This window comes from Streptomyces sp. NPDC057287, assembly GCF_042667905.1.
Classification (GTDB): Bacteria; Actinomycetota; Actinomycetes; order Streptomycetales; family Streptomycetaceae; genus Streptomyces.
In genome coordinates, this window is the sequence record NZ_JBHUYV010000013.1 from 16,843 (window position 1) to 38,143 (window position 21,301).

Genomic DNA, 21,301 nt, shown 5'->3' on the forward strand with positions numbered 1-21,301 from the left:
GCCGGTGGGGAAGACCGGCGGCATGCGGTTCACCGCTTCAGGACCACGTCCGTGTCGAGTGACGGGTCGATGAGGATTTTGGCGTGGTCCTCGGGATCGGCCAGGGTGGTGAACGCGGCCGCGACGCCCGCCAGTCCCACCCGGCCGGTGACGAGGTGGGAGGCGTTCAGGGTGCCCCGGGCGAGTGCGTGGAGGGTGTCCCGGAACTCCAGCGGCGTGTAACCGACGGCGAATCGGAGGTCGAGTTCCTTGTTCACCGCGAGCGAGGGCCGGATCGTGTCGGGCCCCATGCACACCCCGACGACGACGACTCGCGAGTGCAGTGGCGCCGCGGCCAGTACGCCGTCGATCATGCCGGGCACCCCGACGCACTCGAAGACCACCGGGTGGGCGGGGCGGGTCGTACCCAGCGCTTCCAGCGCGCGCCAGGCCGTCCACCAGGGCACCGGCAGCCGGGCCAGGCCTTCCATGGCGTCGATCCCCGCGTTGTACTCGTCGGGCATGGTGGTCATGAATCCGTGCCCGGCGGCGGCTCCCTCCCAGGGCGACTCGACGGCGGGGTCGACCACGAGGTCGGCACCGCACCTCTCCGCGAGCGTCCGGCGGCCCCCGGAGTAGTCGCTCGCTATCACGGTGCCTACGCCCCGGGCCTTGAGCACGGAGATGACCGCGAGGCCCACCGGGCCGCAGCCGAGGACGATCGCGACGTCCCCGCGGGTCACCTCTCCGCGGTTCACCGCGTGCCAGGCGACCGCCATGGGTTCGGTGAGCACGGCGAGGTCCGCGGGCAGCCCGTTCGGCACCGGAAGCGTCAGCGCTTCCTGTACGACGACGTATTCGGCGTACCCGCCCGGGGCGTGCGCGGACAGGCCGACACCGTCCACCTGCCGGCCCCGTCGCACCAGCGGGACGCTGACGACCGGCGTGCCGGGCCTGATCCTCCTGGCATCCCACGGTCCGTGGTCGACGACCTCACCGTAGATCTCGTGGCCGAGCACCACGCTCAGTCCGGAACGGACGTACCGGGGGTAACCGCACAGCTCCAGCGCATCGGCCAATTGATCCGCGTGCAGGCGGCAGTGCAGGTCCGAGCCGCAGATGCCGCAGCGCCCGACCTCGACCAGCAGCTGGCCCGCTCCGGGGCGCGGCGTCGGCAGGTCGACCACTTCCAACTGCCCATGGGTCAGACTCGTGGCCTTCATGCGCGGTCCGAGATCGCGCTTGTCCGCACGTCCGTGGTGTGCGGCCCCGTGGCGAGACGGTAGTCGTCCGGATTCCAGCGGACCGCGCGGCGGCGGAACCGGAAGGTCCAGTCGGGATAGATGGTGGCGTTGCGTCCATTGGCGTCCCGGTAGAAGGTCCGACAGCCGCCCAGCTCCCACACGGATCTCGCCAGCCTGCGGTCGAGGTCGGCGTTGTAGGCGTCGTGCGTCCGGCGGTCCACCTCGATGGACGTCGAACCGGAGACGTCGAGTGCACGGATCGCGTTCTTCACGTGCTCCGCCTGGGCTTCGATCATGTAGACCATCGAGCTGTGTCCCAGACCGGAGTTGGGTCCGAGGAACATGAAGAAGTTGGGGAAACCGGGGACGGACACCCCCAGGTAGGCACGCGGCGATCCCGCCCACGCGGAGCTCATCAGCCGGCCGTCACGGCCGCGCACCCTGTCGGCGAACGGGATGTCGGTGACGTGGAATCCGGTGCCGAAGATGATGGTGTCGACCTCCCGCTCGACGCCGTCCGCGTCGATCACGCTGTGCTCGCGGATCTCGCTGAGCGCCCGGGGCACGAGCTCGACGTTCGGCTTCTGGAGGGCGGGATACCAGGCGTTCGAGGGTACGACGCGTTTGCAGCCGAGCGTGAAGTCAGGGGTGAGGGCGCGGCGCAGCGACCGGTCCTCCACCTGCCGCTCCAGGTGCCGGCGCGCCAGGCGTTCGATCATGCGCATGAGCTTCGGCTGCTTGGCGAAGCCGAGGACCAGCAGTTCCTTGGCGGCGTACACCTTGGCGCGCTCGGCTCTCTGGCGCCAGGGCCGGGCCCGGAACAGCTCGCGTTCGGCGTCGGTGACCGCCCGCCCGTCGTGCGGGGTTATCCACGGGGCGCTGCGCTGGAACACGTACAGCCTGCCGACCCTGTCGGCCGTCTCGGGGACGTACTGGATCGCGGAGGCGCCCGTGCCGATCGACGCCACGCGCTCATCGGTCAGGTCGTGGTCGTGGTCCCAGCGCGCCGAATGCATGATCTTCCCGCGGAAGCGGTCCAGGCCCGGCACGTCGGGGATCCTTGGTTCGGTCAACGGGCCCACGGCGCTGACGAGAATCTGCGCCGTCCACGGCCCTGTGCTCGTGGTGACATGCCAGAGCTGTGCGTCCTCGTCCCACCGAGCCTCCTCCACGTCGACCCCTGTGCGCAGGTGCGGCCGCAGACCGAAGCGGTCGAGGCAACGCCCCAGGTACGCCTGGATCTCCGGCTGCGGGGAGTATGTCGAGGACCAGTCGGGGTTGGGTGCGTAGGAGAACGAGTACAGGTGGGACGGAACGTCGCACCGGCAGCCGGGGTAGCTGTTCGAGTGCCAGACGCCTCCGACGTCGGACGACCGCTCGAAGATGAGGAAGTCGGTGAACCGCGACTCCTTCAGGGCCCGCCCCAGACCGATTCCGGAGAATCCGCTGCCCACGACGAGGACCCGTACGTGTCGGATCACGGGGGCCGCCCCTTCCTGTTCGCTCGTACTGGTGGTGTCCGCGCGTGTCATGCCGTGGCCTCCCGGGAGAGCATCGAGTGGCGGTCCGCCCGGACGTGCCGCGCCGCCAGGAACATGCCGGTCGCCGCGACCGCGAAGGCCACGGGAACGGCGATCATCAGTGCCGTGCGAAGGCCGTGTGCGGACGCCTCCGCGGCTGACGCGGAACCCGCGGCAAGCGAGTCCGAGAGAATTCCGACGAAGACCGGTCCACCGGCTCCGCCGAGCAGGTAGCCGGCGGCGAACATCAGGCCCAGCGCACCGGAACGCCGCTCCGGCGGGATGACGTCGGAGACCACGGGCACCGCGGCGGCCAGGTAGACGATGCCGAGCAGGTATCCCAGGCTCAGGAACACCACCAGCTGCCACAGCGCGCCCCTGCCGGCGACCAGTCCGGCGAAGGAGAACACCGCGGCACCGACGAGGCTGAGGGCAGCCGCCCGGACGCGTGCCTCGGGCGATCTCCTGGCAGCCCGGTCGAGCACCCGGCCTCCCGCGAGCAGGCCGACCAGTCCGGTGACACCGACGACGACGCCACCCAGCAGGCCGGCGTCGACGAGGGAGAGGCCGTAGTAGCGCTGCAGGACGGGGGTGAGGAAGGTGCCGATCGCGTACGCCGCGAAGTTGTACCCGGCGAACGCGAGCAGCATCCCGTACATGGAACGCGCCTTCAGCAGCGAGAGGAGGGACTCTCCGCGGTCCGCAGGCGGGGTGGGGGCGCCAGGGCGCGCCGGATCGGCTGCGCCGCGCGCGGGCTCACGGATACGCAGTACGAAGAAGGCGACGACGAGGCCGGGCACCGCCGCGACGAGGAACGGGGCCCGCCAGCTGCCGAAGGCGACGGTGAGCCCGCCGGCGGTGAGGAAGGCGAGCAGGGTACCGATCGGGAAGCCGAGCATGAACAGGGAATGTGCCCTGGCCCGGCGCTCGGCCGGATAGAGGTCCGACAGCAGGGATCCGGTGGCCGGCGCGTAACTGGACTCACCGATGCCCACGCCCACCCGCGAGGCGAAGAACCCCCAGAAGCTGGTCAGCAGTCCGCCGGCCGCCGTGAAGGCGCTCCACACGAACAGACCCCAGCCCGCGACCGCCGGACGCGGGATCCGGTCGGCCAGGCGCCCGAGCGGAACACCCGCGACTGCCGCGACGAGCACGAACGCCGAGGAGAGGATGCCGACCTGTGTGTCGTCGAGGGCGAACTCGTCCTTGATCTGCTCCAGCACGACGGACGGCAGAGCCCGGTCGTAGAAGTTGAGCAGGTTGCCGATGAACAGCAGAGCCAGTACATGACCCGCCGGTGACCGAGGTCCGGGCGGGCGGCCTGATGACTTCGCGATGAATCGTGCCACGGGGGAGATCCCTTCGCCGTCGAAGAGGGAGAGCCCGATATGGCAGCCGGAACAAGGTCACCACGAGCGTCGCCACAGTGTGGCCGTGCTCTTCCCTGTGATCTACGGACACCGCAATAGCATCATCGCGACAACTTTGTTCCCCAGCACAAAATGGACCGATAGGCTGCCGCCATGGACCAAGAGGCCCCCACCACCTGGCCGGCACGTCGGCGGATGCCTGACCTCGCCGCCCTCGACGACCCGGCCCGCGCCGCGGTGGTCGCCGCCGTCGCACGCCTGCGCACACTGCACGACGTCTTCGCGAACCGCTTCCTGGCACTGGTGCGCCGGCACGTCCCGGGCTACGCGGTGCTCACGGACGACGACATCCGCAGCTCCGCGCGGCGGTTCATGGACATCCTCGTCTCCGAGCTCTCCTCCCTGCGTGTCCCCGACGCGGCGCTGCGCGACATGCTCGGCGAGTTCGCCGCCGAGCGTGCCGCCAAAGGACTTCCCCTCGACATACTCGCCGTCGGCTACCAGTTGGGTTCCCGGGAACTGCTCACCCTCCTGGACGAGATCGCGGCCGAAGTGGGCCTGTCTCCCGACCTTCTGCTCGCAGCCCACGACAGCACCTGGGAGTTCTCCAACGAAGCGTGCGCGGTGTTCGCCCGGGTCCAGCACGATCTCGCCCTGGAACGCGCCCACTTCGATGCGGAACGCCGCTCGGCCTTCGCGAACGGCGTGCTCAGCGGGACCCTCCCCGGCGAGCGGATCCAGCGCGACGCCCACCTCTTCGGGCTCTCGCCCCAGACCCACCACGTGGCCCTCGCCGCGCGGGCCGGGACCACCGAGGACGCGGACTCGGTCCGTCGCACGATCGCCTCCGCCCTCCGCGTGCCCGCCGACCGCCTCCTGCTCGCCCAGGTCGGGGCAGTCCTCGGGATCGTCGCCCCCAAGTCACCCGAGGAGGTCACGGAGCACCTGGTCGCCGTCTGCCCCCCACTCCCCCTCGATCAGCTTCACACGGGATTCCAGGAAGCGGTGCTGGCGCTGGAGACCGCACGCCGGTTCGCCATGTCCGGCCTCGTGCGTCTGTCCGGCCTCGGACCCCGCCCCCTCGTACTCGCCGACGCACGCGTCGCCGAAGGCCTCTGCGCACGCCACCTGGCAGCGCTCGACGCCACGGGGCGTTCGAGCGGCGAGATCGAGGAGACCACCCGGGCCTACCTCGAATGCGACCAGGACGTGCGGGAAGTCGCCCAGCGGCTCTCCGTGCACCCCAACACCGTCCGGTACCGGGTGAACCGCTTCCAGGAGCTCACCGGACTGGACCTGCACCGCACCGAGGACCTCGTGACCACGTGGTGGTTGCTCAACCGCCGGCGCCACTGAACCGGCGCCGGCCGGGACGGCCCGGCCCCGCGCCGGACCGCCCGCTGCTCACCCCTTGCTCGATCCGAGGGACAGCCCTGCGATGAACTGCTTCTGGAGCAGGACGTAGACCACCAGGGTGGGAATCGCGGCGATCATGGCGCCGGCCGCGATGAGGTTCTGGTTGCTCACGAACTGCCCCTGGAGGTTGGCCAGAGCGGAGGTCACCGGACGCTTGTCGCCGGATGACATCAGCGTGATGGCCCAGAAGAAGTCGTTGTAGATCCAGGTCGTCAGCAGTGTGGCCAGCGCGGCCAGGGCGGGCCGGCACAGTGGGACCGTGAGGGTCCAGAAACGGGTCCACAGGCTCGCTCCGTCCACCAGCGCCGCTTCGTACATCTCGCCGGGAACCGACTTCATGTAGTTGCTCAGCACGAAGACGCAGAACCCCAGCTGGAACGCCACGTTGATGGTGATGAGCCCGAAGGCCGAGTTGTACATCAGGCCGCTGTCCGCGAGGAACGAGGGAAGCGGGATCTTCAGGTACATCCGGAACAGCGGGGTGATGATGACCTGCTGGGGCAGCAGGTTCCCGGCCGTGAACAGGATGAGCAGGGCCACATTGATCTTCACGTTCACACGGGTGAGGACGAAGGCCGCACCGGCGGCCAGCAACAGCACGATGACGACCGCCGGCACCGTGATCAGGATCGAGTTCCAGAAGAACCGGCCCATGTTCGCCTGGGACCACGCGTCACTGAAGTTGCTCAGCGTCAGATCGTGCGGCAGCGAGACGTATCCGTGCTTACGGGTGTCGGAGTACGGGCGGACGGCGACGTACAGCGCGAACAGGAGCGGAAGCAGCCACAGCACGGACGCGGTGACCAGGAAGACCTGGGAGAGGATCTGCCCCCGCGGGCGCACCACGCGGAATCCGCTCGCCGGTGCCGCGGCCGCCGGCAGCGTCTGGGAACTCACTGTGTCTCCTCCTTGCGGAAGGTCTGATGGAGGAAGAGCGAGATCGGCACCAGTGAGATCAGGAGGAGGACGACGCCCAGGGCGGAGCCGAAGCCGACCCGCTGGGTCTCACCGACGATGTTGGAGGTGACCAGGACCGACAGCAGCTCCAGTCCGTTGATGCCCTTGTTGGTGATGTAGACGAGGTCGAAGGCGCGCAGCGACTCGATGACGGTGATGACCATGATGACGACGTTGATCGGTTTCATCGTGGGGAAGACGACCCGCCAGAACGTCTGCCAGGCGTTCGCACCGTCCATCCGGGCAGCCTCCCGGAGGGTCGGGTCGACGGCTTTCAGGCCCGCCAGGTAGAGGACCATCACATACCCCGCCTGCCGCCAGGTCGCCTCCAGGAGAACGGCCCAGAGGTTCAGGTCCGGGTCACCGAGCCAGTCGACGGCATCACTGTCACCGGCGCGTCCGATGACGGTGTTGATCACGCCGTAGTCCTGGGAGTACATGAACTCCCAGATGATGCCGACCAGCGCCAGCGAGAGCATGACCGGCAGGAACAGGATGCTCTGGTACATGCGGCTGCCGCTGACGCCCCGGTCGATCACCACCGCGAACAGCATCCCGAGCGGTGTGGCGATGACCACGAACACCGCCAGCCACATGAAGTTGTGCTGGACCGCGGGCCAGAACTCCGGGTAGTTGGTGGCGGCCTGGTGGTAGTTCTGTACGCCGTTGACACACCCGTTGTTCAGGATCGAGGGCAGTGCCGGGTCGCAGGCCTCGGTACGCAGATCGCCGACGCCGTTCCACCGCGTGAACGACAGCAGCACCGTGCCGAGCGCGGGGAGCCACACGAACGCCACGCTGAGCAGCAGAGGAATGCAGAGGAGCAGGGCGCCGACGAGGCGGTCACGGGCGTCCAGATGCCGGAGGGACCGCTTCCGCCGGGGGGCCGGCGGGCCCGGCGGCGCGGGTGACGGGCGTGTGCGGGTCAGGGTGCTCATCCGGTGTAGATCGCCTTCGCCTGGGACTCGGCGCTCTTCTGCAGCGCGGAGATGTTCCCGGTGCTGGGGTCGTCGATGAACTTCTGGATGACGGAGATCATCGCGGTGGCCATGGCGGGGTCGGCGTCCCGGTCCATGAACTGGGCGACGGCCTTGCACCTGCCGATCTCCTCCACGGACTTCTTCTGGATGGCGTTGTAGCTGGGCACCGCCAGGCCCTTGGCGAGGCCGACGTCCCACTGGTCGGTCTTGAGGTACTCGGCCTCGGCCGCCCCGGTGCCGATGTACTCGAGGAGTGCCTTCGCCGCAGCGGGGTTCCTGGCCTTCCTGCTCAGCATGAAGCCGTCGGTGGGGGCGTCCATGTAGTCCTGGCCCCACTTGGAGTTGATCGCGGGGAAGGGGAAGAAGTCCAGGTCGTCCAGGTCCGCCTTGTCGCTGACGAACTGCGCGGCCACCTGGTTGGTCCCCTGGAACATCATCCCGGCCTGCCCTGCGGCCAGCGCCTTGGCCGCGTCCTGCCAGATGCGGCCGTTGGCGCCGCTCTGCACGTACGGCATCATCTCGGCCCAGTGCTGGAAGACGTTGTTCACGCCTTGATCGGTCCACGGGATCTCGTGCTTCATCAGCTTGACGTGGAAGTCGTAGCCGTTCAGCCGCATGTTGAGGATGTCGAACGTGCCGAGCGCCGGCCAGCCGTCCTTGTCGCCGAACGCGATGGGGACGAGACCGTCGGTCTTCATCTTCCTGCACAGCGCCAGGTACGCGTCCCAGGTGGTCGGGACGGTGTAGCCGTTCCTCTTGAACAGGCTCTTCTTGTAGAAGACGACCCACGGGTAGTTGTAGAGGGGCACGAAGTACTGGTGGCCGTCCAGCCCGGTGGAGAGCTGCTTGGCGACGGGGCCGAAGTTGGCGCCGATCTTCTCCCACACGTCGTCGATCGGCTCGGCGAGCCCTTGGGCCGCGAAGTACTGCATGCGGTAACCGGCGAACCAGGTGAAGAGGTCGTCCGGTGTGCCCTGCAGGTAGCTGGTGATGTTCTGCTGGAAGGAGTTGTGATCAACAGTGTTGATCTTGACTTTCACCTTGGTCGATGCCGTCGCGGAATCGGTGAGCGCGGCGAACGCCGATCTGGTCGCGGGATCGGAGTAGTTCGATCCGAAGGTGACCGTGCTGCCGGCCACGGGGCCCGACGAGTTCTCCGGATCGCCGGAGCCCGAGTCGTCGGCGCAGGCCGAGACCAGACCTCCCGCGGCCACCGTCAGTCCGGCGGCGCCCATCCCCCTCAGCACACCTCTGCGGGTGTAGGCGGAACGGACGACACCATTGTCCGGGTCGACATTCGGCATGTTGCCTCCAAGGCATGAGTGAGAGGGACGGGGTGGCGGCGGCAGGAAATACGGCATGCAGACCTCGTCTGCAAAGCGCCCACCGTTCCAACAGAAGCCACCAAGTTGCAACGCAATCGATCGCAGGCGTAGTTCTACGCGCGGCCTGTGGCTGCGTCAACGTTCCCGAACACAAACAACTTTGGTGTCCGGCACAGTCGGACCGCACCCGCCGGAACGACCCGACACCACCGGTCCGAGGGCACCCTTAGCGCCCAAGTCACCGACGTGGCAAGCCGATTGCCGGACACTCCAGGTCATCGCAGCTGCCCGGCCGCACCGGGCGGTGTCGAATCGCGCATTCCTTCCCTGACGGAAAGGGCTTTCCCGGAACGAGCCAGCGGGTCATTCACTCCGACAGGAGCTCCCACCAGAGGGGCGGCCGAACAACCTGCCCCGATGTTCATTCTTGTGCGAAGCATTGACGGTCAATCAAACACAACTACACACTGAGCCGCACTATCCCCCATCGAAGGAATGCGACACATGCTCGAAGGGAAGTTCCGAACCTCGCTTCCGTCCGTGTACGCGTTAGTGGCTGCTCTGGCCGCCGCAGTACTCCCCGCCGTCCCCGCCCACGCGGCTGCAGCCGCGGTCACGACCTGGACGATCGGCGGCCCGACAGCCGGCTCGCCGGTCTCCGCACAGGTCAGCCTCGACGAGGGCGCGTTGAGTTTCGCCGTGTCCCGCCAGGGAGCGGCCGTGCTGAGCCCGGCCCCCATCGGCCTCGACACCACTGCCGCCGACCTCACCAAAGGCCTGACCTTCACCGGCCGTCAGGACCGGACGGTCACCGAGTCGTACACGATGACGACCGGGAAGAAGCGCTCCCAGCAGACCGCTTACACCCAGACGACCCTGTCCTATACCGGTGCCGGCGGCGCCCGGCTGGACGTCGTGGTGCGGGTGTCGAGCACCGGGGCCGCCTACCGGTACACCCTGCCCGGCTCGGGAAGCGTGACGGTCGAGAGGGAGGCGTCGTCCTGGACGGTACCCACGTCCGCGAACGCCTGGGTCGTCCCTGGGCACCGTGAGGACCAGGGCCAGTGGCTCAGCACGACAGCGGGCGGGGCCCCGGCGAACAACTACGCCGTGCCCGCGCTCTTCAAGGTCGGATCGAACTACGCCCTGCTGGCCGAGACCGACCTCGACGGACGCTACGCCGGCAGCCGGCTGACGCACCAGGCAGGATCGGGAACCTACTCCACCACGCTCACCGATGCGCCCGTCACCACGACGCTGCCCCTCTCGACCCCGTGGCGCACCGCCGCCGTCGGTGACCTCGCGACCGTCACCACGTCCACGCTCGTCGACGACCTCGCCCCGGCGTCCAAGGTGAGCGACACCTCGTGGATCGAGCCGGGGGCCTCCGCCTGGTCCTGGCTGACCGAGCACTCCAGCCCTTCCGACCCCGCCCGGCAGCGCGAGTACATCGACTTCGCCCAGCACCACGGCTGGGACTACGTCCTGGTCGACGAGGGCTGGCAGTCGAGCTGGATGCCGGATCTCGTGGACTACGCCGAGGCGCACGGCGTCAAGGTGATCGCCTGGTTCAACTCCTCCGCCCTCCAGACGGCCGAACAGCGCGAGAGATGGCTGCCGCTCGTCAAGAGCTGGGGCGTCGCCGGGGTGAAGATCGACTTCAGCTACGAATACACGCAGCCCACGTTGAAGTGGTACGACACGGTGCTCGCCCGGACTGCCGAACTCGAACTGCTGGTCAACTTCCACGGAGCCGCCACGGCACGCGGGATGCAGCGCACCTGGCCGCACGTCATGACCGGAGAAGCTGTCTACGGTGCGGAACAGCAGAACAACCGCGCCGCACGCAACACGGTGCTCCCGTTCACCCGCAACGTCGTCTCCAGCATGGACTTCACCCCCGTCGTCTTCAGCCTGAGCAACCGGGACACCACCGACGGCCATGAGCTGGCGACCGCAGTGGTGTTCGAGTCCGGATGGCAGCACTACGCGGACAACCCCGAGAGCTACCAGTCCCGGCCCGAGGCACTGCGCATCCTCGACCAGCTCCCGACCGCCTGGGACGAGACGAGGCTCCTCGCCGGTGCGCCCGGCCAGGAGACGTACATGGCCCGCCGGGCGGGCGGCAAGTGGTACGTCGGCGGCATATCGGCCCTCCCCGCCAAGACGTTCCAGTCACCGCTGAGCTTCCTCGGCAGCGGCCGGTACCTGCTGGAGACCGTACGTGACGGCCCCGGCCCGCTCCTGCGGGAGACCCGCGTGGTCTCCGCGACAGACACCCTGTCCGTGGCGATGCCGCGCAACGGCGGCTTCGCATCCGTCCTGTGCCCCTACACCGCCGGAATGACGACCTGCGGGTCGTCCGACTACGACGGAGTGCTCAAGGGCCAGGAAGCCGGACTCTGCGTCGACGTGCCCGGCAGCGCGCAGACCAACGGGACGGACGTCAAGCTCTGGGACTGCAACGGCGACGCCAACCAGCTCTGGACGCAGACCCCTTCCCGGCAGCTCACCGTGTTCGCCGGCAAGTGCCTGGACGTCGACGGCGGGGCGACCGCCGACGGGGCGGTGGTGCAGATCTGGGACTGCAACAACAGCGGCGCCCAGCAGTGGACCGTGGGCACCGACGGGACCGTGGTCAACCCCGCCTCCGGAAAGTGCCTGACCGCCCGGGACCACGGTACGGCCAACGGCACGGCACTGGTGATCCGCGGCTGTGACGGCGGCGCCCACCAGAAGTGGGCACGCGCCGCCGCGCCCGGCCCCGTCAAGGGGCAGGCCTCGGCCCGATGCCTCGACGTGCCCAACAACGAGACCGGTAACGGCACACGGCCGGCACTGTGGGACTGCAACGGAGGCGCCAACCAGACCTGGACCTCCACGGCGTCCAACCAGCTCAGGATCTACCCCACCGAGTGCCTCGACGTCGCCGGCGGGGCGACCGCCGACGGAAGCGCCGTCGTGATCACGGACTGCAACAACTCGGCCGGCCAGAGCTGGCGTGTCATGTCCAGCGGCTCGATCGTCAACGTGGCGTCCGGCAAGTGCCTGGACGCCTACGACGCCGGCACGGTGAACGGCACCCAGGCCATCATCTGGCCGTGCAACGGCGCCGCCAATCAGAGGTGGACCCGTGGCTGATCCCGGCCGTTCCCTGCTGGATTCCGCGAGGAACTGACGGAACGTCATTCGCAGCCGCGAGGTGTCGGGACACCACGAGGGGTGCCCCCGGTGAACGCCGGGGGCACCCCTTCCGGCCGGAACACCTTGTTGCGTTCTCCGGCCCGCCGCGGGGGCTCCTTCCGGGACGAGAGATCCGGAAGGAGCCTCCGGTCCACCACATCGCGCGTCCTCACCCTTGCTGTTATCACATATAGCGCTTACGCTCGCAGGGCCGACACCGACCGAACCGGTTCGCCAGGCGCACCGGTTCGAAGTGGCCGGCCCTCCCCACGAACTGCGCACCGCTGTCATCGGCGCACAGCTCTTCCGTGCGGCACGCCGGCACCCACCCTGGCAGGAGGCCAAAGATGGCCGAACAACGCGACCTTCTGACCTTCGAGGTCGACGGACACAAGATCACGGCGCTCACCGCCGGCCCCGCAGAACCGAGCGGGAAACCCCTGATCGCCGCCCTGCACGGCGGCACCTTCACGGCGCACTACTTCGACGTCGCCGGCACGCCGCAAGGCTCCTTCCTCGATACGGCGGCAGCGGCCGACTACCGGGTGGTGGCCTTCGACCGCCCGGGCTACGGCGGCAGCACGGCTCTCGAACCGGACTCCAACACCTTCGGCCGGCACGTGGAACTGCTCGGCGACGCCCTGGTGCAGGCGACCGAACGCTTCGCGGCCGAGGGCCTGTTCCTCGTCGGGCACTCGATCGGCGGCATGATCGCTCTGATGATCGCCGCACGTGCCCACGAGCTCCCGCTGATCGGCGTCTCGGCGACCGGGATCGGTGCCGTCATCCCTCACGGCGGGGCGGCCGAAGCTCTCGGTGCCCTTCCCCCGGACGCGACCGAGGACCTGCCTTACGACCAGCGGGACCTGGTGATGTTCGGGCCGGAACACACCTACGGAGCCGATGCTCTGCGGCAAGCGCACGACTCCTACGCACCGGTTCCCGTACGGGAGTTGATCCAGGCTCCGGCGTGGCCGAAGGAGCACCTGCCCACCGTCGCTCCGCGGGTGCGGGTTCCTGTGCACAACGCGCTCGCGGAGTTCGACGCCCTGTGGGAAAGCACCCCCGAGAACGTCGCCCGGTTCGCGGAGATGTTCACCGCCGCTCCCTTCGTGGAAGCGGGTGTCGCCCGCGGGACGGGTCACTGCATCGACCACCACACACTCGGCCACGCGCTGCACCTGCGTCAGCTCGCCTTCGCCGAGGAGTGTGCGGCCTGGGCCTCGGCACAGGCGAGGGCCGAGAGCGAGGACTGATGTCATCCGTCCAGGAGAAACCCCTCCCGCCGAGGGTCCAGGTCCTCGTCGCCGGAGGCGGGCCGGTCGGCCTGTCCGCCGCCATGGAGCTCGGCCGGCGCGGAGTCGACTGCCTGATCGTCGAACCGCGCCGCACCGTGTCCAGGGCCCGCCCCCGGTGCAAGACCCTCAACGTCCGCACCATGGAACATCTGCGTCGCTGGGGTCTGGCCGACCGGCTCAGGGCACGGGCCCCGCTTCACACCTCCTGGTCGCAGGACGTCGTGTTCTGCACCTCGCTGTCCGGCCGGGAGCTGTCGCGTTTCACCGGCGTACTCGGGCTCGTGCCGGAGGGCGACCGCTTTCCGGAGATCGGCCAGCAGGCACCCCAGTACGTCCTGGAGGAGGTGCTCCGCGAGGCGTTCGACGAGCTCGGCACCGGCCGGCTCGTCCTCGGCTCGCGGGTCGTCGCCGTGCGCCAGAACGACGACTCGGTTTCCGTGACCGTCGAGGACGGCTCCGGCAACAGCAGCGTCGTCACCGCGGACTACGTGATCGGTTCCGACGGCCCGCGCAGCGTCGTACGGGAACAGATCGGCTCCCGCTATCTGGGAGGAGAGGCGCTCCGCCCGAACTTCGGCATGGTCTTCGAGAGCACCGAGCTCTCGGACCACGTGCGACACGGGCCGGCGGTCCAGTACTGGATCGTCAACCCGTCGGCCCCGGCGCTGGTCGGCCCCCTGGACCGGAACGGCACCTGGTGGGGCATCGCGTTCGGCGTCGACCGGGAGGCCGGGGAGAGAGAGGCGCGTCGGATCATCGACGGTGTCGCGGGCCGGCCCGTGCGGGCCACGGTCCTCTCGACCGACCCCTGGACCGCGCGGATGCAGATCGTCGACCGGATGAGTCACGGCAGGGTGTTCCTCGCCGGAGACGCCGCGCACCTCAACCCGCCGTTCGGCGGCCACGGGCTGAACACCGGCATCGGAGACGCGGTCGACCTCGGCTGGAAACTCGCGGCCGTCCTCGCCGGCTGGGGCGGCAGCGCCCTGCTCGACAGCTACGAGAGCGAACGCCGCCCCGTGCAGGAACGCGTCATCCGCGAAGCGACCGACAACATGCGGGTCCTCTCCACCGAGTTGCTCGCCGACAACCTCGACGAGGCCGGCCCGGCAGGGGACGAAGCCCGTCGCGTCGCGGGCGCGCGCATCCAGGAGACGAAGACTGCGGAGTTCCACTCGCTCGATCTCGTACTGGGTCTTCACATCGCCGGCTCACCGGTCGTCGCCCCCGGTGCGGGCGGGCAGGAGAGCGCCGTACGGGCCGGTGCCCGCCTGCCCCACGTGTTCCTCGATGACGGCCGCTCCCTGTACGACCTGCTCGGCGACGGCCTGACGCTCCTCGTCCTGGGGCACGGCACGTCGGAGAAGACCATCGCGGAGGCCGCACACTCCCGAGGTGTTCCGCTCACCGTGGTGGACCTGGACGGAACCCGGCACGACTACGCCGACCTGGTGGGGGCCCGCCTCCTTCTGATCCGCCCCGATCAGGTGATCGGTTGGCTGGGAGACGAAGCTCCGGAGGACAGCCTCGCCGTCATCGACAGGCTGAGGGGTCTTCCGCCCCACAGCGCGGTACCGGATCCGTCCTGACGCTCTCGGGACACCTGCCCCGCAGGCAGGTCCCGTTCGATCGACGCGGGCGTTCCCTCCCCGCCGTCCGGCGCCTGCGCGCCGCCACCCGACCCCGCCCCGGCCGCGCCCTGTCCGAGGTACTGCCTCGCGGCCGGGGCGGACCCGTACCGGAAGAGCCGAGGCCTGCGACCGGCACGGACGAGGCCCAGGGCCAGGCCCAGCACAACAACACGAAGTCCCCTATCCCGAGGAGAAGTTACTCATGAGCACGCACGGATGGACGAGGCGCCGGGTCCTGAACACCCGAGCGGGGACGGGAGTCGCGATCGGCGGCGCCTCCGCGCTGATGGGCACGGGCGTCGCCCAGGCCCGTTCCCGCAGGCCCGAACCGGCTTCCCGTCTGAAGATCATCGCTATCGAGGAAGCGGTGATGCTGCCGGGCCTCATCACTCAGGGCACGGCACTGAACGGCGCCATCCCGTTCAAGCCCGAGGTCGTCGCGCAGTGGATGAAGCGGCTGCCGGACATCACCGAGTACCGCATCGCCGACATGGACGAGAACGGCGTCACCATGCAGGTGCTGTCCCTCACACCGCCCGGGGTGCAGATGCAGCCGGACGCGGCCATCGCCGTGAGGGACGCCCAGCACGCCAACGACGCACTGGCCGGCATCATCGCCGCGCACCCCGCCCGGTTCGGCGGTCTTGCCGCCCTGCCCCTGCAGGATCCCAAGGCCGCCGTGCGGGAAGCCCGACGTGCCATGCGCGATCTCGGCATGGCCGGTTTCCTGGTCAACGGCCATACCTGCGGGCACTATCTGGACGAACCGCAGTTCCGAGAGGTGTGGGCTGCGCTGGAGGAGCTCGGCGCCGCCCTCTACCTGCATCCCACTCCAGCCCCGTCCGGGGACTGGGGCCTGACACAGGGCCGGCCCGAACTCGTCGGGCCCCTGTACAGCTGGGCGGCCGAGACGGCGGGACACGCCCTGCGCGTCATCCTCGGCGGGGTCTTCGACGACTTCCCGGGAGCCAGGCTCATCCTCGGCCACATGGGCGAGTTCCTTCCTTTCCACGCCTCCCGTCTCGACGTGCAGATCCAGAACATCACGACGCGCGTGGCGCTGAAGAAGAAGCCGTCCGACTACCTCGCCGACAACATCGCCATCACTACGTCCGGTGTGATGGACGACAACATGCTGCAGGCCGCCATCAGGGCCGTGGGCATCGACAACGTGCTCTTCGCCATCGACTACCCCTTCGAGAAGAGCGCTCAGGCCGTCGGGTTCCTGCGGGACGCGGACCTCTCCACGGCCCAGCGCAAGAAGATCGCCCACCGCAACGCCGAACGCATTCTCGCGCTCTGACCAGTGGACCTTCACACGTCGGCCCATGGGGCCTCGGACCGGGGAAACGGCGTGCGTCGGCGGCCGTAGAGCCGGTCCGTGCCGACAGGGCCCGAGCAACGGGTGTCCACCCTCCACCCCACCCGGCCGGAGAGGCAGCGTTCCAGGAGAGCGGGGGGACAGCCCTGGGGTGAGCCCGCTCACGTGCTCCGGTCGATGACCGGGTCGAACTCGGCGAACAGCTGTGTGGATCCTGCCAGGAAGCGGTTTCCGCACACCGGGGCATCGCTATAGTTGATATCGATACCGGACGGCCGAAGTGAGGGATACACCGTGGCGACACCCCGAGGGGCTGTCCAGCCCATCACGTCACGGTCCGTCGTGGAGCAGGCCACCGACGAACTGCGCCGAGCGATCCTGGCGGGCTCACTGGCTCCCGGCGCTGAGTACTCGCTGCGCGAACTGGCCGGCATGCTCGACATCAGCTTCATTCCGGTGCGCGAGGCCCTGCGGAGTCTGGAGAGCGAGGGCCTGGTCATCATGCGGCCCGGCCGCAGTGCTGTCGTCACCCCGCTCGATCTCGACGACCTCCACGGGATCTACCGCCTGCGGCGCGCCCTGGAACCGGAGATCGCCCGGCGTTCGTGCGGTCTCCTGACGGACGAGGAGTTCGACCGCCTCGGCGAACTGGCCGCCGACTTCGGTGCCAGGGACCACGGGATGGCCGACATCTACGACGACCATCACGACTTCCACCTCGCGCTGCTGGCGCCCGCCGCGACGGCGTGGGACATCCGGATCCTCACCACGCTCTGGCGTGCGGGTGAACGCTACATCCGCATCGGCTTCGGTCAGCTCGACCCCGATCCTGCCGAACACGAACGGCGCGGGGAAGCCCACACCGCTCTCGTGGCGGCCTTCCGCACCCGCGACCCCGCGACGGCTGCCGCCGCTGTCGAGCAGCATCTCGCCCGGAACGAGAAGATCGCCATCTCGGCTCTTTCCTGAGCACCCGCGCGGTGCGGGAGGGGGCTGCGCCGACGCGGCTGGTGGACCCGGCTGACAGCCGGACGGCAGAGCGCTCGCCGTGGTCGAGGCGGCCACCCCTGAGGATCAGCGGCCAGTGACAGAACGGCCCCGGAGGGTTGCTGTTATCACATATAGCGGATACCTTCAGATCTGGCCTACCGGCCACCGGCCACTAGGTCCGACGCCGCCGAACCGCACCGCCCGGCGCCGTTGTTCGACTGCCCTCCCGTGACCGGCCCACTCGGGCCCGTACGGCTCCCGGCAGTGATCGCACCATGCCCCGCCGACGACCGGCGTCCCGGCGCCCGTGAGCCGGTCGGCATGCCACTTCACCTTCAGCACTCGCCTGGAAGAGAGGCACGACGATGTGCATCAATGACAAGAACCGGCGCGGTTTCCTCAAGACGGCCGCGGCAGCCGGAGTCGCCGCAGCAGGTGTGCAGGCGCTTGCCGCACCCGGTACCGCGCAGGCCCGCGAGAGCACCTCCCGCTTCGGCGGCAAGGTCGCGTTGACCAACGTCCGGGTGTTCGACGGCAACGAACTGACCACGCCGCGCACCGTCGTCATCGAGAACGGGCGCATCGGAGTCAGCGCCTTCGGTGCGCGCAGGATCGACTGCAAGGGAGCGGTCCTGCTTCCCGGACTGATCGACGCACACCTCCACCTGCAGGACGTGAGCACCCTGCAGCAACTGGCCCGGTTCGGTGTGACGACCGGCCTGGACATGGCGTGCTTTCCGCCCTCCGTCATCGATGCGCTGCGCCGGCGCCCCGGCCTGACCGACATCCGCAGTGCGGGCACTCCGGCCGTCGCGCCCGGAAGCCCTCAGAGCCGGCTGCCGACCTTCCCGGCGAACGGGGTCGTGACCGGTCCGGAGCAGGCCCTCCCGTTCGTGCGGGCCCGGATCGCCGAAGGGTCGGACTACATCAAGGTCATCATCGATGTACCGGGACTCTCGCCGGAGACCGTCAGGGCCCTGACGAGCGCGGCGCACTCCGCCGGCAGGCTCGTCATGGCCCACGCGACCACCGCGGCCACCATCGAGCAGGCCCTGGCCGCGGACGTCGACATGGTTCACCATGTGCCGCTCGACAGCCCGCTGTCCCCGGCGGTCGCGGCACGGTACGCCGCGGGCGGCACGGTCGCCGTACCCACCCTGACGATGATGGAAGGCTTCGCCGGCCTCGGCGTCCCTGGTTGGGACTACGCGGCCGCCGAGGGCAGCGTTGCCGCGCTGCACCGGGCGGGCGCGCGGATCCTGGTGGGCACGGATGCCAATCACACTCCCGGCATACCCGTGCAGCCGGAGTTCGGCGTGAGCCTCCACCACGAACTGGAACTGCTGGTCGGGGCGGGGCTCACCGCCCTGGAGGCACTGCGAGCCGCGACCAGCCTGCCCGCCCGGTCATTCGGACTGCGCGACCGCGGCGTCATCCTCCCCGGGTATCGCGCCGATCTCCTCCTGATCGACGGCGACCCGCTCGCCGACATCCGGACGACCCGCAACATCCAGCGTGTCTGGGCCGGCGGTATCGAGTACTCCCCCGCCACGTGACCGGCGCCTGACCGCCACGACCAGCACGTCTCCCGGCCGGAGGGCCGGCCGGGAGACGTGTGAGCCGAATCGACGCGGCCCCCGGGCGGGGTCGTTCACTCGGTGAGGTCCAGTGCGGCACGGACGATGCTGTCGGTGTCGATCCGGTGGTGGCGGTAGACCTCCTCGATCGAGCCGGACTGACCGAAGCCGGTGACTCCGAGCCTCCGGACCGGCACATGGTGGACGGACGCCAGGAACGCGAGGGTGTGCGGGTGTCCGTCCAGGACGGTGACCAGCGGTGTGGCGCGCTCCGCGGGGAAGACCTGGTCCAGGATCCAGTCGGGGGCGTCGCAGTGTCCGGCGCGAGCGTCGAGCGCCTGGTAGAGGAGCCCTGGGCTGGTCACACAGACGACGTCGGCCGGAACGCCGATGTGCCGCAGGCGCTCCGCTGCGGCCAGCGCCTCACCCACCACGGCTCCCATGGCGGCGATGGTGACCTGCGCGCCCTCCTGCCGGCGCAGGGGATAGGCGCCGGCGACGACCTGACGACGGCGACGTTCCCGGGCCGCCGGATCGGTGGGGACATCGGCGAGAGTCTGGTCGACGGGGCGGGTGGACAGCCTGAGGTAGGCGGATCCGCCGTCGGGCCGGCCGAGACGGGACAGGGCCGCCAGCAGCGTCCACTCGGTGTCGAGGGCGAACGCCGGCTCCCATGTGGTGCAGCCAGGCTGTTCGATGCCGAGGGACGGGGTGGTGATGGACTGGTGAGCACCGCCCTCCGGCGCGAGGGTGACGCCGGAGGGAGTGCCCACCAGGATCGACTGCCCGCCGGCGTAGATACCGAAGGACCAGGGTTCCAGGGCACGCTGGACGAACGGGTCGTACAGCACGCCGATGGGCAGCAGGGGCTCACCCCAGCGGCTCCAGGTCGAACCGAGTTCTCCCAGCAGACCGACCAGGTTGGTCTCGGCGATGCCCAGTTCGATGTGCTGGCCGGTCGGCCGCTCCCGCCAGTGCAGGATGGTCTCGGCGTCGTCGGCGAACCAGTCCACCCGCTCGGTCGGCGACCAGACACCGACCTTGTTGACCCAGCCGCCCAGGTTGGTCGACGAGCTGACGTCCGGGCTGACCGTCACCACCCTCCGCGCCGCCTCCGGGGCGGTGCGGGTCAGGTCGAGCAGTACCCGGCCCAGGGCGGCCTGAGTCGTTGCCACACCGACAGGGGTACGGCCGATGTCCGTCGGGACGACGGGCGGCGCAGCCGTGGGAACGCTGTCGCGGCGCAGCCGAGCTGCGGCCTCGGCGCACAGACGGGCCGCCTCCGAGTCGGCGGCCAGGCCTTCCCAGGGATGGTCGGGATCGGCGCCCACCTCGTCGGCGAGCTCACGCATCTGCTGCTCCGTCAGCAGAGAGGAGTGATTCTGCGGGTGCCCCTGGTTGGGCAGGCCGTGCCCCTTGACCGTGTACGCAAAAATCACCGTGGGCCGGTGGTCCTCAACCTCGGAGAGCGCGGTGTCGAGGGCTGCCAGGTCATGACCGCCCAGATTGCGTACCGACTCCATCAACGTGGTGTCGTCCACGTCGCCGAGGAGCCCGGTGATCGCCGGAGCACCGGACCCGGTGCCGGGCAGCCGGTCACGCAACTCGTCCGCCGTGCAGCGCAGCAGTCGCTGGTACTCCGCATTGGACATGTCGTCGATACGGGCGCGGAGCGTGTCCCCGCCGGGGCGTGCGAACAGTTGCTCCAGCAGTGTGCCGTACTTGAGTGTGAGCACCTGCCATCCGGCCGCGGCGAACATGCCGTGCAGACGGCCGGCGGCCATGTGCGGCACGACGCGGTCCAGGGATTGCCTGTTCAGGTCCACGATCCACACCAGTTCACCGAGTTCGGCGACCTGCGGGTCCAGTACCGCCTCCCACACCGCACCCTCGTCCAGCTCAGCGTCCCCCACCAACGCGTACTGACGACCGGCGGCACCGCCTTCGGAACCCCTGCCGGCGTAGCGGCGGGCCAGAGCGCCCCAGATCGTGGCGGTGGCGCCGATACCCACCGATCCGGTGGAGTAGTCGACCGGATCGGGGTCCTTCGAGCGGCTCGGGTAGCTCTGCAGACCGCCGAAGGCGCGCAGGGTGGACAGGTAGGAGGCGTCCAGCTCGCCGAGCAGGTGGTTGATCGCGTGCAGGACCGGTGAGGCGTGCGGCTTCACCGAGACGCGGTCCTCGGGGCGAAGATGACGGAACCACAAGGTGGTCATGATGGACACCATGGAGGCACACGAGGCCTGGTGGCCGCCCACCTTGAGCCCCGACGGGTTGGGGCGCACCCGGTTGGCGTGGTGCACGATCGCGCTGGACAGCCAGAGCACACGGTCCTCGATCTCGCTCAGCACATCGAGGGCGGCGGCCGTGGAACGCTGAGAGGCGGCAGGTGCGACGGTCATGACGAAACGGGTCTCCTTGTGTGCTCGGCACATCTGACGGACAGACGTGCGGCCCTGCTGGGAAGAGGGAGAACGTGCGGCGTCGGGAGCACACCGGCGGTGCCCGGG

14 protein-coding genes are annotated in these 21,301 nt (G+C 69.3%); 7 read left to right on the forward strand and 7 right to left on the reverse strand.

Annotated features, from left to right (window positions below):
- Positions 1-29: 29 nt before the first annotated feature.
- From ACFUNE_RS24290 to ACFUNE_RS24300, 3 genes are read right to left on the reverse strand one after another with little or no spacing between them, the layout of a single operon-like run.
- Positions 30-1,202 carry a zinc-binding dehydrogenase gene (locus ACFUNE_RS24290; RefSeq protein WP_383571788.1) on the reverse strand — a complete coding sequence of 391 codons (1,173 nt, stop codon included), beginning with the start codon at positions 1,200-1,202 and terminating at the stop codon, positions 30-32.
- The gene (locus ACFUNE_RS24295) at positions 1,199-2,755 is read right to left on the reverse strand and encodes a flavin-containing monooxygenase (RefSeq protein WP_383571791.1); all 1,557 of its coding nucleotides are present in this window, start codon (positions 2,753-2,755) and stop codon (positions 1,199-1,201) included. The genes ACFUNE_RS24290 and ACFUNE_RS24295 overlap by 4 nt, the downstream gene beginning before the upstream one ends.
- Positions 2,752-4,092, reverse strand: a complete 1,341-nt coding sequence (locus ACFUNE_RS24300) for a spinster family MFS transporter (protein ID WP_383571794.1) — start codon at positions 4,090-4,092, stop codon at positions 2,752-2,754. The genes ACFUNE_RS24295 and ACFUNE_RS24300 overlap by 4 nt, the downstream gene beginning before the upstream one ends.
- A gap of 174 nt (positions 4,093-4,266) precedes the next feature.
- Here ACFUNE_RS24300 and ACFUNE_RS24305 point away from each other — a divergent pair, with 174 nt between their 5' ends.
- Positions 4,267-5,469 carry a PucR family transcriptional regulator gene (locus tag ACFUNE_RS24305; RefSeq protein ID WP_383571797.1) on the forward strand — a complete coding sequence of 401 codons (1,203 nt, stop codon included), beginning with the start codon at positions 4,267-4,269 and terminating at the stop codon, positions 5,467-5,469.
- Positions 5,470-5,517: 48 nt separating this feature from the next.
- On the opposite strand, the gene ACFUNE_RS24310 is transcribed toward ACFUNE_RS24305, so the two are convergent.
- Genes ACFUNE_RS24310 through ACFUNE_RS24320 form a run of 3 tightly spaced genes read right to left on the reverse strand, consistent with a single transcriptional unit; the run spans position 5,518 to position 8,701 of the window.
- A complete protein-coding gene (locus ACFUNE_RS24310; protein ID WP_383571800.1) occupies positions 5,518-6,426 on the reverse strand; it encodes a carbohydrate ABC transporter permease in 909 nt (302 codons plus the stop codon).
- Entirely contained in the window at positions 6,423-7,424 is a 1,002-nt protein-coding gene (locus tag ACFUNE_RS24315) for a carbohydrate ABC transporter permease (RefSeq protein WP_383571803.1), read from the reverse strand. The genes ACFUNE_RS24310 and ACFUNE_RS24315 overlap by 4 nt, the downstream gene beginning before the upstream one ends.
- Positions 7,421-8,701 carry an ABC transporter substrate-binding protein gene (locus tag ACFUNE_RS24320; protein WP_383572287.1) on the reverse strand — a complete coding sequence of 427 codons (1,281 nt, stop codon included), beginning with the start codon at positions 8,699-8,701 and terminating at the stop codon, positions 7,421-7,423. The genes ACFUNE_RS24315 and ACFUNE_RS24320 overlap by 4 nt, the downstream gene beginning before the upstream one ends.
- Positions 8,702-9,331: 630 nt before the next feature.
- Between ACFUNE_RS24320 and ACFUNE_RS24325 the strand changes: the two genes are divergently transcribed.
- From ACFUNE_RS24325 to ACFUNE_RS24350, 6 genes are all read left to right on the forward strand, one after another.
- Positions 9,332-11,932, forward strand: coding sequence for a glycoside hydrolase family 97 catalytic domain-containing protein (locus ACFUNE_RS24325; protein WP_383571806.1), 2,601 nt, complete (start codon positions 9,332-9,334; stop codon positions 11,930-11,932).
- A gap of 389 nt (positions 11,933-12,321) precedes the next feature.
- Complete coding sequence (locus ACFUNE_RS24330; protein WP_383571809.1) at positions 12,322-13,230, forward strand: alpha/beta fold hydrolase; 909 nt, start codon at positions 12,322-12,324, stop codon at positions 13,228-13,230.
- Positions 13,230-14,861: an FAD-dependent monooxygenase gene (locus tag ACFUNE_RS24335; protein ID WP_383571812.1), complete on the forward strand. Its 1,632-nt coding sequence runs from the start codon at positions 13,230-13,232 to the stop codon at positions 14,859-14,861. The genes ACFUNE_RS24330 and ACFUNE_RS24335 overlap by 1 nt, the downstream gene beginning before the upstream one ends.
- A gap of 244 nt (positions 14,862-15,105) precedes the next feature.
- Entirely contained in the window at positions 15,106-16,206 is a 1,101-nt protein-coding gene (locus ACFUNE_RS24340) for an amidohydrolase family protein (protein ID WP_383571815.1), read from the forward strand.
- A 312-nt stretch (positions 16,207-16,518) separates the two neighbouring features.
- Positions 16,519-17,193 (forward strand): GntR family transcriptional regulator, encoded by a 675-nt coding sequence (locus ACFUNE_RS24345; RefSeq protein WP_383571818.1) that lies wholly within the window; start codon positions 16,519-16,521, stop codon positions 17,191-17,193.
- A 386-nt stretch (positions 17,194-17,579) separates the two neighbouring features.
- Positions 17,580-18,770, forward strand: coding sequence for an amidohydrolase family protein (locus ACFUNE_RS24350; protein WP_383571821.1), 1,191 nt, complete (start codon positions 17,580-17,582; stop codon positions 18,768-18,770).
- Between the two features lie 95 nt (positions 18,771-18,865).
- On the opposite strand, the gene ACFUNE_RS24355 is transcribed toward ACFUNE_RS24350, so the two are convergent.
- Positions 18,866-21,193, reverse strand: a complete 2,328-nt coding sequence (locus ACFUNE_RS24355; protein ID WP_383571825.1) for a pyruvate dehydrogenase — start codon at positions 21,191-21,193, stop codon at positions 18,866-18,868.
- Positions 21,194-21,301: the final 108 nt, after the last annotated feature.

Bases quoted from the DNA above. Each gene is read 5' to 3' on its own strand.
- ACFUNE_RS24290 (WP_383571788.1), bottom strand. From the start codon at position 1,202: ATGAAGGCCACGAGTCTGACCCATGGGCAGTTGGAAGTGGTCGACCTG.
- ACFUNE_RS24350 (WP_383571821.1), top strand. From the start codon at position 17,580: ATGTGCATCAATGACAAGAACCGGCGCGGTTTCCTCAAGACGGCCGCG.
- ACFUNE_RS24315 (WP_383571803.1), bottom strand. From the start codon at position 7,424: ATGAGCACCCTGACCCGCACACGCCCGTCACCCGCGCCGCCGGGCCCG.
- ACFUNE_RS24320 (WP_383572287.1), bottom strand. From the start codon at position 8,701: ATGGGCGCCGCCGGACTGACGGTGGCCGCGGGAGGTCTGGTCTCGGCC.
- ACFUNE_RS24305 (WP_383571797.1), top strand. From the start codon at position 4,267: ATGGACCAAGAGGCCCCCACCACCTGGCCGGCACGTCGGCGGATGCCT.
- ACFUNE_RS24330 (WP_383571809.1), top strand. From the start codon at position 12,322: ATGGCCGAACAACGCGACCTTCTGACCTTCGAGGTCGACGGACACAAG.
- ACFUNE_RS24340 (WP_383571815.1), top strand. From the start codon at position 15,106: ATGAGCACGCACGGATGGACGAGGCGCCGGGTCCTGAACACCCGAGCG.
- ACFUNE_RS24335 (WP_383571812.1), top strand. From the start codon at position 13,230: ATGTCATCCGTCCAGGAGAAACCCCTCCCGCCGAGGGTCCAGGTCCTC.
- ACFUNE_RS24295 (WP_383571791.1), bottom strand. From the start codon at position 2,755: ATGACACGCGCGGACACCACCAGTACGAGCGAACAGGAAGGGGCGGCC.
- ACFUNE_RS24355 (WP_383571825.1), bottom strand. From the start codon at position 21,193: ATGACCGTCGCACCTGCCGCCTCTCAGCGTTCCACGGCCGCCGCCCTC.